15 protein-coding genes are annotated in these 12,333 nt (G+C 35.0%); 4 read left to right on the top strand and 11 right to left on the bottom strand.

Features of this window, described 5'->3' with window-relative positions:
- Positions 1-8 precede the first annotated feature (8 nt).
- Genes J7604_RS10025 through J7604_RS09995 form a run of 7 tightly spaced genes read right to left on the bottom strand, consistent with a single transcriptional unit; the run spans position 9 to position 4,207 of the window.
- Positions 9-404 (bottom strand): hypothetical protein, encoded by a 396-nt coding sequence (locus tag J7604_RS10025; protein WP_293894976.1) that lies wholly within the window; start codon positions 402-404, stop codon positions 9-11.
- Positions 388-1,149: a methyltransferase gene (locus tag J7604_RS10020; RefSeq protein WP_293894973.1), complete on the bottom strand. Its 762-nt coding sequence runs from the start codon at positions 1,147-1,149 to the stop codon at positions 388-390. The genes J7604_RS10025 and J7604_RS10020 overlap by 17 nt, the downstream gene beginning before the upstream one ends.
- Positions 1,134-1,871 carry a DUF2071 domain-containing protein gene (locus tag J7604_RS10015; RefSeq protein WP_293894970.1) on the bottom strand — a complete coding sequence of 246 codons (738 nt, stop codon included), beginning with the start codon at positions 1,869-1,871 and terminating at the stop codon, positions 1,134-1,136. The genes J7604_RS10020 and J7604_RS10015 overlap by 16 nt, the downstream gene beginning before the upstream one ends.
- Entirely contained in the window at positions 1,858-2,271 is a 414-nt protein-coding gene (locus tag J7604_RS10010; protein ID WP_293894967.1) for a DoxX-like family protein, read from the bottom strand. Before J7604_RS10010 ends, J7604_RS10015 begins: the two co-directional genes overlap by 14 nt.
- A 14-nt stretch (positions 2,272-2,285) precedes the next feature.
- Complete coding sequence (locus tag J7604_RS10005; protein ID WP_293895146.1) at positions 2,286-2,744, bottom strand: DUF2310 family Zn-ribbon-containing protein; 459 nt, start codon at positions 2,742-2,744, stop codon at positions 2,286-2,288.
- Positions 2,738-3,073, bottom strand: coding sequence for a hypothetical protein (locus J7604_RS10000; protein WP_293894964.1), 336 nt, complete (start codon positions 3,071-3,073; stop codon positions 2,738-2,740). The genes J7604_RS10005 and J7604_RS10000 overlap by 7 nt, the downstream gene beginning before the upstream one ends.
- 12 nt (positions 3,074-3,085) lie before the next feature.
- Positions 3,086-4,207 (bottom strand): hypothetical protein, encoded by a 1,122-nt coding sequence (locus tag J7604_RS09995; protein WP_293894961.1) that lies wholly within the window; start codon positions 4,205-4,207, stop codon positions 3,086-3,088.
- Between the two features lie 264 nt (positions 4,208-4,471).
- Between J7604_RS09995 and J7604_RS09990 the strand changes: the two genes are divergently transcribed.
- The gene (locus J7604_RS09990; protein ID WP_293894958.1) at positions 4,472-5,923 is read left to right on the top strand and encodes an RNase adapter RapZ; all 1,452 of its coding nucleotides are present in this window, start codon (positions 4,472-4,474) and stop codon (positions 5,921-5,923) included.
- Between the two features lie 20 nt (positions 5,924-5,943).
- Entirely contained in the window at positions 5,944-6,660 is a 717-nt protein-coding gene (locus tag J7604_RS09985) for a nucleotidyltransferase family protein (protein WP_293894955.1), read from the top strand.
- Positions 6,661-6,710: 50 nt separating this feature from the next.
- Here the strand turns inward: J7604_RS09985 and J7604_RS09980 are convergent, their stop codons facing one another.
- Complete coding sequence (locus tag J7604_RS09980) at positions 6,711-7,511, bottom strand: SDR family oxidoreductase (protein WP_293894952.1); 801 nt, start codon at positions 7,509-7,511, stop codon at positions 6,711-6,713.
- Positions 7,512-7,652: 141 nt separating this feature from the next.
- Here J7604_RS09980 and J7604_RS09975 point away from each other — a divergent pair, with 141 nt between their 5' ends.
- A complete protein-coding gene (locus J7604_RS09975; RefSeq protein WP_293894949.1) occupies positions 7,653-8,042 on the top strand; it encodes a tautomerase family protein in 390 nt (129 codons plus the stop codon).
- A gap of 63 nt (positions 8,043-8,105) precedes the next feature.
- Here J7604_RS09975 and J7604_RS09970 read toward each other — a convergent pair whose 3' ends face one another.
- A complete protein-coding gene (locus J7604_RS09970) occupies positions 8,106-9,428 on the bottom strand; it encodes a DEAD/DEAH box helicase (RefSeq protein ID WP_293894946.1) in 1,323 nt (440 codons plus the stop codon).
- A gap of 666 nt (positions 9,429-10,094) precedes the next feature.
- On the opposite strand from J7604_RS09970, the gene J7604_RS09965 reads away from it, so the two are divergent.
- The gene (locus J7604_RS09965; protein ID WP_293894943.1) at positions 10,095-11,006 is read left to right on the top strand and encodes a hypothetical protein; all 912 of its coding nucleotides are present in this window, start codon (positions 10,095-10,097) and stop codon (positions 11,004-11,006) included.
- A gap of 68 nt (positions 11,007-11,074) precedes the next feature.
- Here J7604_RS09965 and J7604_RS09960 read toward each other — a convergent pair whose 3' ends face one another.
- Both J7604_RS09960 and J7604_RS09955 read right to left on the bottom strand, forming a co-directional pair.
- Positions 11,075-11,641 carry an RNA 2'-phosphotransferase gene (locus tag J7604_RS09960; protein WP_293894940.1) on the bottom strand — a complete coding sequence of 189 codons (567 nt, stop codon included), beginning with the start codon at positions 11,639-11,641 and terminating at the stop codon, positions 11,075-11,077.
- A 20-nt stretch (positions 11,642-11,661) separates the two neighbouring features.
- Positions 11,662-12,165 (bottom strand): endonuclease V, encoded by a 504-nt coding sequence (locus J7604_RS09955; protein WP_293894937.1) that lies wholly within the window; start codon positions 12,163-12,165, stop codon positions 11,662-11,664.
- Positions 12,166-12,333: the final 168 nt, after the last annotated feature.

The raw sequence follows: 12,333 nt of genomic DNA, 5'->3' as shown, positions 1-12,333 counted from the left end.
TTAAATTCTCAAAAGAGATAAGCCATTAAAAATACAACAGTAAAATAAGTCCAGATGACAGAGAAGATTATATGAACAAAAGTCTCTAATGCCTTTCCTCTCCAGAGCCTGGGTGAGTATACAAAAAACTGAAACAGCAACCTGAGCCCCCAGAAAACCGTCAATGCAAGCACCACTTGTTTTCCTAGTTTTGTATTCAACAACTCATTTGCACTGAAAAAACAAAACATTCCAAACAGCAATACGACGAGAGCAATAAAAAATGTATGGACATACATAAGTTGTTTATTGATCAGGCTAACAGACTGCAATTCATTTTCCCAGTCAAAATATTTTGGGAAAATAACATGAATGACAGCAAGTATCATGGAAATAATACCGATGATTTTAAGATGCAGTTCCATACTTTTTAAGTGCAAAGCCAGATATAAACGGTGTAATTTTTATTTCTTTCGAAACTTCCAAACCAGCTTCAGTAAAGACTTTAAGCCAATTATTCTTAGAATAAAAATGAAAGAAACCGATATTATAAGCAACAAAATTTATAAGGTCTCTTTGATGTTCAACCACTATGATCATTCCCTGGATTGTTATCGCTTTCCTCAACTGTTCAAAGAAAAATGTCCTTTCTCCTTCATTTCTTATTTCATGAGCAGCGAACATAAGTAGTATTACATCAACACTACCTTCTTCTAATGGAACTGCCTTAGTATTGATTACCTGTGTGTCCTGATAGGGTTTGTACAGCTTTCTTGCCCTTTCAATGGAAATTTCTGTATGCAGTAAGGGATCATAAAAATCAAAAACAGAAAATTTTGAGTTCGGATATTTCTTTTTTACCACTTCACTTATTTCATCAAATCCTGCATTAATATTAACAAGTGATGCAGGCTTTAATGTAATAAGTTTATCAAGAAAACTGAGCTTATACAAGTCTGTTAAATCATAAACATAAAGTGATGTAACAAGAGAAATCACAATACTGAGCAATGTAGCAAAGATAGTGGCAGTGATAATAATATTATCCAGAAAACAATACTTTCCGATTGTCAATAATAATACAAATACCAAAGCTATGACAAAGGTATGCCAGTTAAACAGAATGATATTGGTTACTCCTTGAAATGGTTTTCTTAATGTCTTGTCCATTTTTCTAGCACTCCTTTTTTCCAATAGTAAGGGATATTCTGTATTAAAAAGGCATTTGCCAGCTGTATTCCTTCAAAACCTTTTTGATTTAAAAACCCTACATTTTCTTTAATAACTTCTACAGGCTTCGGTATCCATGATTCCCTTACGCCTTCTATGATTAAGACTTCTGAAGTAAAAGCATTATAGGTAAAGGTATATGGTAACGGCCCTGCGTATCTTCTGGCTTCTTTCCAGTCGTTAAAAGGTGAACCATAAGGGAGCGTAGCATTTTCAGTTAAACTTACTTCAATATCAAATGCTGATTTAACAGATGATACAGAAATAGATTCTTTATTGCTCTTTAGTATAATGTCTGTTGTAGTATATTTGTAATGAGTAAAAATATTTCCAAAGAAAGACATCTTTCTTTTATTAGTTTCTGACTTTAATATATATAGGCCTCTGAGCCTCTTTCCTCTATCATTATTAAATTTCACAAATATTCGAAATCCGGCAAGAAAAAAATCGTTACCCATAAACTTAGGAGCGCCTTTAGGTCTAAGGTCTTTAGTCTGCACGAGCGCAACCGCCACGAATCCCCATTTATCTTTAAAAGTATCTAATTCAAGACATGGAGGAATAAGGCTTTGAAGTTGTTCCTTAGGTACAGCGTAAGTAAGGACGAGAGAACTTTCAAAAAAAGTCTCTACGGCAAACGGATGATTTTTAAGAGACAGCATTTTCTGATGTTGTATTAATTCCTACTAGTAAAAATTCATTGATATAAACTGCAATAACAAATAGCAATGCGATAAATAAATTTCCCCGACCAAACAGAAGCAGGTCAGGAGCCAGAATGGCTTCGATAATGTTCATTGTAACTACAAGTCCAATTTGAGCGATTGAGCACCATTTGGATTTTATTCGGCTGAATATCCAGACTACCATAAACAACTCTCCTACCCCAATAGCCTTTGTAATCAGAAAAGCATGATTCTCACCCAGAATTCGTCCGACAATTTCCTGGTGACGAGGCACCATATTTAAAAGCTTGCAGAACAACCCATTAATAAACCAGACTAACGCCATGCTTACCCGCAATATAATTTTAAGATAATCTTGATTTATTTTAAAGTTCATACTTATACTTAACATTAAAAACTCATAGTAGACACAAGTCTGCACTGATCACATTTACAGTTGTGAAGATTAAAGTAAGATTGCTCTTCTAAAGTCCAGTCACCTTTACAACTAGGACAAGTTCTCACGATAACATCTTCTGTACCTGAAATTTGTGCATTATAAAACAGGTAATAATATGTAGGTACTCCGGTAATTTTTTCAAGATTAGCACAACAATTTCTACCCTTTTTATTCAATTCACTGTTTGGGTTGCTTAATTGATCAGAGGTCCATACCTCGCCTCCATATCCACTATACCAAAGTCCTTCAATATGGTCATAGTCCCTGTTCCAATCAATGATATCAATAAAAGATTCTCCTTTGTAGGTATACGGTAATTTGTATAATGGGATCTGGTCCATTGAATCTCCGTCATAGATCGGGGAAATACGGTTAGACTTTAAGATTAAAAATTTTGGTTTTTCTAGAATGATTGTTCTTCAAATTCAGGATCAAGGCCTATATAAACAAAATCAAAGGAGCATTGAAATTCTGTAAATATTTTGTTTTTAGTATCCTTAGTTAACTTGGTAGAGTACTTGTCTTTATAAGAATCTTTTTCGGGACAGAACAAGTTTAATTCCAGGCCATCATTTATTGATTCATACTGCCATTCAAGGTTAATAATTTGACTACTTTTAAATAATCCATTTAAGTAATACCCCATTTGTTCGAAAAAATTATACCGATTGAATACATCATTAAAGAATTCCTTATCCGCAATTTTTCCGCCCCTGATCTTAAGTTTAATTATATGCATCTCAAAAATTTGTCATAAACTTTGATTGATTGAATATATTATTTTCTTCTTTATCCTCCTATCCAGCTGCCACATAATGATCCAATAGACAGGCATTATCAAAGGATAAAAAATTATAACCAGAAATGTATAGCCATGATAACGGCTAGCCTCCGGTCCAATAACTGCATCAATTATTTCATATGTAAATATATACCAAATGAGTATAATAAATGGAAGAACTATACTTCCTGCAATTACAACCCATGAATATTTTTTTTCATGTTCTTTTACTCTATAGTCTTTGATCCGTCGATAATGCCATATAGATATGAAAATTGAAAATAGAATTGTCATTCCTAACGGATCAACTAGTATTAAAGCTCTTCCGAAAAGATTGATCTGGGGTTTATATGAAAGCTCTATTTCATCAGCCGGGAGTTTATCAAACTTCCAGATTGCTGCTGAATCAAAGGTACCTAAAGTAGGATTGCCCAGATTAGTTTTCAGGTCCGAGTCATCATTTGAAATTTTCACAGCTATTTCGATAGAGTTGAAAGACCGCCAGAATTTCGCGGGATACAAGAAATATTTGAAAGAATATTTTTTTTCCCATTCCAATAATTCTATTGAGGCATTAGCAGTATATTCTACATGTATATGATGTGCCCCTTTAAAAAGGTCTGTTTCAAAATACTTGAAATCATTAAAGACAATCATTTCCTCACTTAATTCCTGATTCCGATAAGGTTTAAAATAATCCTTGGAACCTGGTCCAACTAAGGACATATAAATCTTATTCAGTGGCTTGTTGCTATTAGGTATATAAGATTCGGGAATAGCTTCAACTTTGATTTCCGCATCATCTAACCATACTCTGAAATTATCCTTGTACTCGACAGCATAAAAAAGTAAAGGAATCTGCATTCCCGAAGAGTCACATTTTATATAGTAATCAACTTTATATAGAGCCGTATGGTCTTCTATATTGATCAGGATAAAGATTTTCTCCTTTAGAATATCAATACCATTGCTTGTCATGGCAGTGCCAGTTAATGTACCTTTTCTATATGGAGAAGCCATATTTGCCAGGCAGATATGGTCAAACATGAACCCCAGAATAAAGACTGAGAAAATAATTTTTCTAATACTCATATTTCATTAAAAAAACTTCCCTGGTATACGTGATTTTTATTGAATGGAGTTATTATACCTTTCTCCACCCATCCTTTAAAAAATCCTTGAAAATCAACAACTTAAATCTATGATTTCACTTTACCAAAAATAACTTTTTTATAAAAATGAATTACTGACAACTATTTATTGTTTTATTTACTTTGTAATAAAAAAAGAATATAGAATATTCAAATCCAAATTTAAAAACAGGAGATTTTACCTCCTTTAGAAATCAGAAGCAACATGTCTACAATTATTATAGAACAAGTAAAAGCATTTTTTGAAAGCTGGAAACCTGAAATACCCGTGGAGGAAGTCAGACAACTGGCTCAGGCAGGAAGTGACAGACAATATTTCAGGGTCAAAACGGCTCCTCGATCATATATCGTCACCTATAATAACAACACTCCGGAAAACTCAGCATTTCTGGAATTTTCAAGGCATTTTGCCAGCAAGCAACTTGCTGTTCCGGAAGTTTTCCACTCCAGTGCTGATAAGCAATTCTATATTCAGGCAGATCTCGGGGATACCTCTTTGTTTGATATAGTTCAGAATGAGGGTTATACAGACCGTACTTTTGAATTGTATCAGAAAACCTTTGCTCAACTAGCTCAGCTTCAGATTCAGGGTGGAACAGGCTTGAACTACGACTACTGTATTGCTACCCGATCATTTGACAGACAGGCGATCTATTCCGATTTGCTCTATTTTAAATATTACTTCCTGAGAGCACTTAAGCTTAATTACGACAAGAATCTTTTGTTGAATGACTTCGAAATGCTCAGCTATTACCTAATGCAAGAGCGCAACAAGTATTTCATGCATAGGGATTGTCAGAGCAGAAATGTAATGGTAAAAGATGATAAAGTATACTTTATCGATTATCAGGGAGGCATGCAAGGCGCTCTTCAGTATGATGTAGCTTCAATGCTATGGCAGGCCAAAGCCGCTTTACCATTCGAATGGAGAGATGAACTTGTTCTTTATTATTTTGACAGAGTAAATGATCTATTGGGAAATCAGCTAAACAAAAAAGATTTCTTAGATATATACCGTGGCTTTGTTCTTATTAGAATGCTTCAAACTCTTGGAGCATATGGTTTCCGTGGACTCTTTGAACGCAAACCTCATTTTATAAGCAGTATTCCATTCGCATTAAGAAACTTAAGGTGGTTTCTTGAAAACAAAGGAATTCCAATCCGTCTGCCGGAGCTGGAGAAGGTGCTGAATGCTATGGTGGAAGAAGACATCGTTAAACGTTTTGAAAACATAAAGGCAGAAAAGGATAGTAAGTTAGTTGTTAAAATCTGCAGCTTCTCCTATAAAACCGGCCATCCTGAAGATCTATCAGGAAATGGCGGAGGCTTTGTATTTGATTGCAGAGGTATTCTGAATCCCGGAAGATATGAGGCTTATAAAAAACTTACAGGAAGAGATAAACCTGTTCAGGATTTCCTGCTTTATCAAACAGAAATGCCAGTTTTCCTGCAACATGTATATAGTCTTGTCGATATTAGTGTAACAGATTATCTGAAGCGAGACTTTGATAGTCTGATGGTAAGTTTTGGTTGTACTGGCGGACAACACAGAAGTGTGTTTGCGGCAGACAGTCTTGCTAAGCATCTTCAGCAAAAGTTTGGAGTTAAAGTTGAATTACAACACTGCATTCAGGACGCAAAAAACTGGGTTAACTAAATAAATCAGATTCTATTTTTATGAAGGCAATGATTTTTGCTGCAGGTTTAGGAACCCGCTTAAAACCCTTTACGGAAAACCATCCTAAAGCGCTGGCCGTTGTGAATAACAAGCCTTTGTTACAAAGGAATATCGAATATCTTAAAGGATATGGAATAAAGGAATTTGTCATAAATGTTCACCATTTTCCGGATCAGATCATCTCTTTCTTAAAAGAGCATAATAACTTCGGCTGCAAAATCAGTATTTCCGATGAAACGGATTCCCTGCTTGAAACAGGCGGCGGTCTAAAAAAGGCCTCTTCTTTTCTAAAAGGCACCACTCCCTTTCTAGTGATGAATGTGGATATGCTCACCAATCTTGCAATAGACAAAATGATAGCATTTCACAATGCCGGAAAAGCTCTTGCAACCCTTGCCGTGACAAGACGTGAGACTTCCAGATATTTTCTATTCAATAAGAAAAATGAACTATGTGGGTGGAAGAATACCAAAACAGGTGAAGAGAAAATAAAGAAGACAGGAGCTGATTTAACGCAAAAGGCTTTCAGTGGAATCCATATTATTGAGCCGGAAATATTTGATCTGATAAAACAGGAAGGTAAATTTTCAATGGTTGATGTATACCTTGATTTATGCAGTAAACACACTATCATGGGATTTGACCATACTTCAGACATCTTATTGGATGTAGGAAAACCAGAATCTATACAACAGGCGGAAGCCTTGTTTTTATAATAAAAAAATCCCTGCAGAACAGGGATTTTTTTATTTAAAATTCATCAGTATCAAATCTTGTAAAATCCTGCAATGATACGTTCAAACATATGATCAGGTACAATCTTTTTAATAATCACCGAGAGCTTTTCAGTTACTTTACCAACTCTGTAAATCCTCTTAACCTTATCGGCTTTCATGATCGATTCAATAAGCGGCCCGAATACTTCCGGCTCCAGACCTTTACTTACACTTTTATTAATAGCATCATAAGCCCTTTCAAAACTGTCCTTATATGGACTACCTTCCGGAACAGGAGTAAATAGCCTATTAGCACTGATGTCTGTCTTAATCCCCCCTGGCTGAATGCAACATGCCTTGATTCCAAATTTCTTTGTTTCTACTCTTAAAGCTTCCGTATAACGATCTACTGCGGCTTTGCTCGAGCTATAAACACTTCTATAAGGCAACCCCATTTCAGATGCAATAGAGCTTATATTAATGATCAAACCTGATTTATTATTTCTCATAGAAGGCAAAACTGCCTGACACACTCTGATTACTCCGATAAAATTTGTACTCATTACCTTCTCTGCATCAGATAATGACAAGTATTCACAGCCTCCAGCAATTCCAATGCCTGCATTATTTATTACAACATCTATTTTGCCATTCTCTTTTATAATATGGTCTATCGCAGCTTTTACACTGTTGTTGTCACATACATCCATTGGAAGAGCTTTAAACTTTAAACCTTCTTGTTTTATAGACCTGGAAGTACCATATACAACATGGCCTTGAGAAGCCAGATAGTCCGCGATCACTTTTCCTATACCTGAAGAAGCGCCGGTTACAAGTACAATTTTTGACATTACTGATAATAAATAATTTTTACGAATATATACATAGTTCTATGCAGGAGCAATAATGGTGGTCTGTTTGCCTTTAATTTTCAGGAAGAAGGGTTCAGTATTAATTTTTTATTTTTATTTTGTAATAAAAATAAAAAAGCAATGTCACAGGTAAAAATATATGGTTTAAAAGAAAAACTGGATCTTGTAAAAAAAGGTCTGTCGGATGTAATTCATGAATGTGTTGTTGAAGCTTTGGAATTCCCAAAAGATAAGCGCGCTCACAGATTCATAGGTTTAGCAAAAGATGATTTTTATTATCCGGATGGACGTACAGAAGCTTATACCATTATTGAATTTATAATGATCGAAGGAAGAACAGTTGAAACTAAAAAGAAACTAGTCAGATTGTTATTTGAAAGGATAAAAGAAAAAATCGGTATATCGGAAATCGATATTGAAATCTGCATAATGGAAGCTCCTGCTCACAACTGGGGCTTCAGAGGTTTTCACGGTGACGAAGTAAAGCTTAACTATAGAGTATCTATTTAAATTTAAAAAGCCCTTCAGAGTATTACTCCGAAGGGCTTTAAATTCTATATTCTATTGCTCCATTTATAGGGCACCTTTAGAAGTGTTGTTATTGTTACTCTGTTTATTATTGCCATTGGACTTTTTTCTACCGAACCATTTAGGCTTGCCCGAACCTGAAGGTTTACTATTCTGCTTTGCACCACCTGACGGGTTTTGCCTCGCACCAGTTGACTGACGAGAGTTGTTAGACTGGGGAACTTCAATACCAGGCCCATCAAAAGGATGCTCTTTAATTACAGGTATTTCCTTTGCTATTAATTTATTGATAGCTCTGAGATAAACACGTTCTTCTGTATCACAGAAAGCAATCGCAATACCATTAGCTCCTGCCCTTCCTGTTCTGCCTATTCTGTGCACATAGGTTTCGGGCTCGTTTGGCAGCTCAAAGTTAATTACGTGAGAAAGCTTTTCAATATCAATCCCCCTGGCAGCAATGTCTGTAGCAACGAGTACCCTTATTTTCTTTAGCTTGAAATTTTCCAATGCTCTTTGTCTTGCATTCTGAGACTTATTGCCATGAATGGCTTCTGCTGTTATACCTGCTTTGGTCAGGTCCTTGCTGATTCTGTCCGCGCCATGTTTGGTTCTCGTAAATATCAAAGCCTCCGGAATAGCAGGATCTTTTAGCAAATGAATCAACAACCCTTTTTTGTTGGATTTCTCAACATAGTATACAGATTGATTCACTGTTTCAGCAGCAGATGAAACAGGAGCTACTTCTACTTTTTTCGGATTTACAAGAATTGATTCTGCCAGATTTTTTATTTCCGGAGCCATCGTAGCTGAAAAGAACAATGACTGTTTCTTAGCCGGAAGCTTGGTCAAAATCTTTTTGATATCATGAATAAAGCCCATATCCAGCATTCTGTCAGCTTCATCCAGAACAAATATCTCAATATGATCCAGTCTGATAAATCCCTGGTTCATAAGATCCAAAAGCCTTCCAGGAGTCGCTACTAGTATATCTACTCCTCTTTTTAGAGCTTCAACCTGGGGATTCTGAGATACCCCTCCAAAAATAACAGCATGATTTACTCTTGTATTTCTTCCATAGGCTGAGAAACTATCTCCTATCTGAATCGCTAGTTCTCTCGTCGGAGTAAGTATTAAAGACTTTACAGTTCTTTTCCCTCTGTTATCTGTAATTTTATTTTCAAGCAATTGCAATATCGGCAAAGCGAAAGCAGCAGTTTTTCCTGTTCCCGTCTGAGCACAACCAAGCAAATCTTTCTTTTCAAGAATAAAAGGAATTGCCTGAGACTGAATAGACGTAGGCTGAGTATATCCCTCTTGTTCCAGAGCCTCAAGGATTGGGGATATAAGATTTAAATTTTTAAAAGACATGTATTAAATTGTTTTACGAGGGGCTCCACTTGAATTCTTCTATTACGAGAAGAATTTACATCTACCTATTTTGACATTACCAGGGAAGTATATGTCTTTATTTGTGAATTCCCTTTCTGTGTGAATAATTTTTGGAAAAAATTTCTCTCTGAGTCCCTGGAAATTTTATTACTTTAAACTTGAATGTGTAACTTAAAAGAAACTAAATGAGGTAGTTATTAGTTCAATTTGCCGCATAACGAAGGGCCGAAGGAAAACTCTGCAATCAATCCGCAAGTGCTACAACAGATCAAAGCTAGACAATTAATCTTGTAAAACCTAAAGATTGTGAAGGATGCCCCCCAAACGATCAGACTTCGAATTCAATATTTTTTCCTGTTAAAACTTTTTTCTTTAAAATTCAGTAAACAGCCAAATCAATTGATCTAAGGGATAAACATCAATTTTAAAGGAAACAAGCTGGATCTTGATGCGACAAATGATTTTATTCGCATAATTTTTCGATTTTTTCCCCGTTTTTTCCCCAATGAAAGACAATGGATGATTAATTCTCTAATTTTCAAATTACAAGAAGACTAAAAAATACCCATTGACCTGAATTTAAATTTGCTAAACCATATAAAATCCTTTTAATTTACAACCTCGAAAAATTGAACAAAACAACTTATGGAACAAAAAAGCAACAAGACTGTAAAAATTCTCCTTGCTCTTTCACTGGTAGTGAATATTGCCTTAATCATTTTTGTGATTACACTGAATAGCCAAAATGATGAAAAAGCTCAAAAAATTGATGAGTTGACAGGTGTAGTAAGCACTAAAGACAGCGAAATCGTAGCTAAAACACAGGAACTGGAAACTATGAGCCAGGATCTTGAAAGAATCAGACAAGAAAGAGAAAACCTTGGTTTACAAAACGACTCTCTTGATAAGCAAATCGCTGACCTGAATTCCTTCATCACTCAGTTGAAAAAATCAAGCAAACTTGATTCTAAAAAACGTAAAGAGCTTGAAGAGCTAGTTGCTAAACTTAGAGAAGAAATCACGGCTAAAGATTATGAAATCGCTCAGTTAAAAACGGCTAACGATTCTTTGAATACAAGTGTAAGCAACCTTACATCTGAGAAGAGAAAACTTGGTGATTCACTTGATCTTACTTCAAAGGAACTTGCTTATGCATCTATCCTAAAAGCTGAAGGGGTTAAAGTAACAGCGCTTAAAGAAAACGGAAAAGAAATGGATCAGGAAGAGTACAAACACAGCAAAATCGACAGAATAAAAATCACTTTTGTTCTTGCTGATAACAAAGCTGCTAAGAAAAACCTGAAAAAATTCTATGTAACACTTGTTCCTCCATCTGGAACTCCGTTCTCTGACCCAATCAACGGTGGTGGTGTTCTAAACCTTGCTGACGGAACTGAGGCTCAGTACACACTTAGCCAAGACCTAAGCTTTGACAACTCTAATCAAAAACTTTCTTTCCTTCTTTCTAAAGGATTCAACTATCTTCCTGGACAATACAAAATTCATGTATACTCTGAAGGACATAAAATCGGAGAAGGCGGATTCAATGTAAAATAAGCTTTTATCAAGCTGTATATAAAAAACCTCAGATTATAAGTCTGAGGTTTTTTTTATGATAATCCTTTTTATCCTTTAATCCCTGTAAATCCCAATTTCAAATACTTAACAGGAACATGATCTGTAAGCCATACTTTATTCTCTGATAGATAAAAGACAAAACCATCGGCAAACATCGTTTCTGACGCTACCTCAAAAATCACAGGCTTACCATGCCTCTTACCGACAGATATAGCAATATCTATATCTAAACTTAAATGCACATGTTGACGACTTTGCTTATCAAGACCAGTCTTTAATATTGATTCTGAAAAACGTTCTGCTGTTCCATGATAAAGTATTGCAGGAGGCTTTTGCGGCTCATAACCTAATTCAATATTAACAGAATGTCCCTGACTCGCTCTTATCTGAGTTTTACTTTCATTATAAGCAAATCTTTTTTTATTATTGGTAGCTACAACATGATCAAGTATTTCCATACTTAAGTTAAATCCATGTTTATTCATCTTAAAAATTAATAACTCAGGATCAACCCAACCATTCTCATCAAGCCTTATACCAATGGATTCAGGTTGATGCCTTAATACTAAACTTAAAAATTTACTTATTCTTTGATTTTCTTTTTCACTTATCATACTATTAAAAAACTAACTAATTACTTTACTTTGGTCATACTGTCCAGCTGTTTCAAAAGATCTGGAATTCTGTATTGCCCATACATGGACTCAACATATGTAGAAGCTTCATCTATATTTATTCCCACAGAAGTAATGTACAGAGGCTTTCTACTTTCACCTCTATACACCTCTCTCTTAATATTATTTATTTGAGCGAAATTGGTTTTAGCAACACCAATAATAGGAATACGCTGTTCTAATGAATTGAATAGGTGAGCTCCCAGACCTGGCTTATATTCATCATCAAGAAAGACAAAGCCATCCACTACAATCATAGAAACTTCATCAAGATTTATTTTATTCAATAAACTTAAAATGCATGGTAGCTCACGTTTATAAAAAGCTCCAGATTCATATTCACTCACATCTTCTTTTATTTCTGAAAATATCTGTACCGGAATTTTATCATTCCAGTTAGCAAACTGAAGACAGACTGTTTTGGCTTTGTTTTCAAAATAATAAGTGTCAAAAGCTAAAATCATAAATGGATATCAGATTTTTCATTTTACCAAAACCTTGATAGTAACCCGATCAATACATGGCCTTCATTAAACTAAAAAATAAGACACAAAAACTAATTTTAAAATTAATCAAAATCGATAGTTTAAAATAATCTTACTGATGCATTCCTTCACATTTTAATGAAAAAC

The organism is Sporocytophaga sp. (assembly GCF_017745095.1).
Classification (GTDB): Bacteria; Bacteroidota; Bacteroidia; order Cytophagales; family Cytophagaceae; genus Sporocytophaga.
The sequence above is the reverse complement of the archived record's forward strand: the minus strand, read 5'-3'. Positions and strand labels throughout refer to the sequence as shown.